The organism is Streptomyces sp. C, assembly GCF_000158895.1.
In the GTDB taxonomy this organism is placed as follows: Bacteria; Actinomycetota; Actinomycetes; order Streptomycetales; family Streptomycetaceae; genus Streptomyces; species Streptomyces racemochromogenes.
This window is the reverse complement of sequence record NZ_GG657750.1, coordinates 1,649,000-1,651,880: the sequence shown is the minus strand read 5'-3', so window position 1 is coordinate 1,651,880 and position 2,881 is coordinate 1,649,000. Positions and strand designations below refer to the sequence as shown.

The 2,881-nt window shown below is 75.7% G+C and carries 2 protein-coding genes and 1 pseudogene; all 3 read left to right on the top strand.

Annotated features, from left to right (window positions below):
- Window positions 1-1,841 (top strand): hypothetical protein (locus SSNG_RS43585; RefSeq protein WP_050779570.1); only part of this gene is annotated, 1,841 nt, incomplete at its 5' end.
- 250 nt (window positions 1,842-2,091) lie between these two features.
- Window positions 2,092-2,641 (top strand): annotated as a pseudogene (locus SSNG_RS07290) (XRE family transcriptional regulator).
- Between the two features lie 4 nt (window positions 2,642-2,645).
- On the top strand, window positions 2,646-2,881 hold a 236-nt coding region (locus SSNG_RS07285; protein WP_042800673.1), incomplete at its 3' end, for a helical backbone metal receptor.

The following is a 2,881-nucleotide window of genomic DNA, read 5'->3' as shown; positions in this document are numbered from 1 at the left end:
CCGCCCCGGCGCCCGCCCCGGCCGCCGCCGCCCTGCCCCTGCGCTCCGACCGCACCACCCAGGGCGACATCCTCGCGGGCTCCCGCAAGGACCACGCCTGCCTGCTGCTCCTGCACTTCCGCGACGCCGCCCGCGCCCGGACCTGGCTGGGCCGGCTCGTGCCGGACCTCTCCACCACCGAGCAGATGGCCCGCTTCAACGCCGCCTTCAGCGCGGCCCGGCTCAAGGCGGGCGGCGCCGACCCGGCCGGGCTCTCCGCCCAGTGGACCGGGCTGTCCCTGACCCACGCCGGGCTGAGCCTGCTCGCCGGCCGCGAGCCCTTCCCGGCCCTGCCCGCCGGCAGCACCGCCGAGGCGTTCGCGCAGGGCCCCGCCGAACGCGCGGAGGAGCTCGGCGACACCGGCGACAGTGCGCCCGGCTCCTGGCTGTTCGGCGCCGAGGAGCCCGAGCACGCGGTGCACGCCGTCCTCAGCCTGTCCGCGGACGACCCCGCCAAGCTCGCCGCGGCGGTCGCCCGCCACACCGAGGCCCTCGGCCCGGCCGGCGGTGAGGTCGTCTTCCGGCAGGACGCGGGCAAGCTCCCCGGAGCACTGAAGGGGCACGAGCACTTCGGCTTCTCCGACGGGATCAGCCAGCCCGGAGTACGCGGCTTCCACGCACCCGACCCGGCCGACGGGACCACCGTGAAGGGCAAGCCCGGCACCCGGCTGGTGCCGCCCGGGGAGTTCCTCGTGGGACAGGAGAAGGTCGGGCGGCGGCCCGCCGGACTCCCCGCCTGGGCCACCGGCGGATCCTTCCAGGTGGTCCGCCGGCTCGCCCAGGACGTCCCCGGCTGGTGGGCCCAGGCCCGGGAGCGGCTGGCCGACCTGAAGAAGTCCGGGGCCGCGCCGCCGGAGGCCACCGCGACCTGGGTCGCGGCCCGCCTCGTCGGTCGCTGGCCCGGCGGCACCCCCATCGCCGGCTGCCCGCTCGCCGAGCAGCCCGCCCCCCTCGGCACGGACCCGGACGCCACCCTGGAGTACGCGGGCGACCCCGACGGCTGGCACACCCCGCTGTTCGCTCACATCCGCAAGGGCAACCCCCGCGACGGCCTCGTCGTCGTCCCCGCCCGGCCCCCGCTGGCCGCCGCCGAGCTGGACGGACGGCGGATCATCCGGCGCGGCATCCCCTACGGCCCGGCCTACGACTTCGACCGGCCCGCCCGCGAACAGGACGCCCCGCGCGGCCTGGTCTTCGTCGGCTACCAGGCCGACCTCGTGCAGCAGTTCGAGTTCCTCACCAAGCGGTGGATCAACGACGTGGACTTCCCGCCCGCCCGCAACCCCCGCGTGGGGGCCGACCCGGTCCTCGGCCCGGAGTCCCCCGTCACCTTCGAGACCGAGTCCGCGACCGGCAGCCGCGCCACCACCCTGGGCTTCGGCCGGTTCGTCCGCACCGAGGGCGCCCTCTACGCCTTCACGCCCTCCCTGCCCACCCTGCGCGCCCTGGCCGAGGGGAAGCTCGACCGCTCCGTGGAGGTCCACCGCGGCACCGTCCTGCGCGCCGGCGACGTCCTCGACGCGGGCAGCGTGCGCCTGACCCTCAAGGCCGGCGGCGACCTCGTCCTGCTCGACCGGGCCGGCTCCCTCCTGTGGAGCGCCGGCACCGAGGGCACCGGCAACGAGGCCGTCTTCTCCGCCGATGGCGAGCTGACCGTACGCAGTGCCGCGGGCGCGAACCTGTGGAGCAGCGGCACCGCCGGCCATCCCGGCGCCCGGCTGCTGGTCCGCCCCGCCGGTGACGTGGTGGTCCTCGACGGCGACCGTGCGCTGTGGCACGCGGGCGGGGGCCACGTAGGGTAACCGGGCGGCGACGGGAATCCGCCGGGTCGGGGCCCGGTGGGCTCTTGCGCGCGAATCCCGGGGCGGTTGCTGCGTAAGGTGCTTACAGCACACCGATGTGCGACGAGGATCAGGGGAGGGCAGCCCCGACATGAACGGCAAGGAAGACGGAAGCATCGCGGACGCCGACGACGGCAGGGAGTACGCGCCCGCGCGGGCGGGCACGACCGACGCCAACGACAAGGAAAAGGACTCCAAGGAGCCGCTGCGGGTGGGTGTCGCCGTCCGCAAGCGCCGCCGCGCGCTGCACCTGACCCTCGCCGCGGTGTCGGCGCGCAGCGGCCTGTCCGTCCCCTTCCTGAGCCAGATAGAGAACGAGCGCGCCCGCCCCAGCATGCGTTCGCTGGAGCGGGTCGCCGACGCCCTGGAGACCACGGCCGTGGACCTGCTGGCCGCCTCCGACACGGCGCGCACGGTGGACCTCGTCCGGGCCGGAGAAGAGTCCGGCTTCACCCCCGTGATGGGCGTACGCCCCCTCGTGCGCGGCCACCACCAGCTGCACGCGCTGGAGTTCACCGGTGACCAGGACGCCGGCCGCGAGTACCAGCACCGCAACGACGAACTGATGTACGTGGTCTCCGGCGCCTGCCAGATGAGAGACCGAGGGGCGGGCGTACCGGCAAAAGAGCGGAAACGCGCTGTTCCTCTCCGGAGGGGTGCGCCACCGCTGGCGCGCGGTCACCGAGGACACCCGGCTGCTGGTCGTCGCGGTCGGCGACCACATCCACGCCACCTCCGAGCCGCCCTCGCCGGGGCACTGAGCCGGTGCGCGTCGTCTCGCTCGTGCCCTCCCTGTCCGAGGCGGTGGCGGTCAGCGCGCCCGGCGTGCTGGCGGGCGTCACCGACTGGTGCACGCACCCGGCGGACCTCGGGGACGTGCTGCGCGTCGGGGGCACGAAGAACCCGGACGTACGCGCCGTCGTGGAGCTGCCCCCCGACCTGGTGATCGCCAACGAGGAGGAGAACGGGCCCCCGCCTGGAGGCGCTGCGCGCGGCCGGGG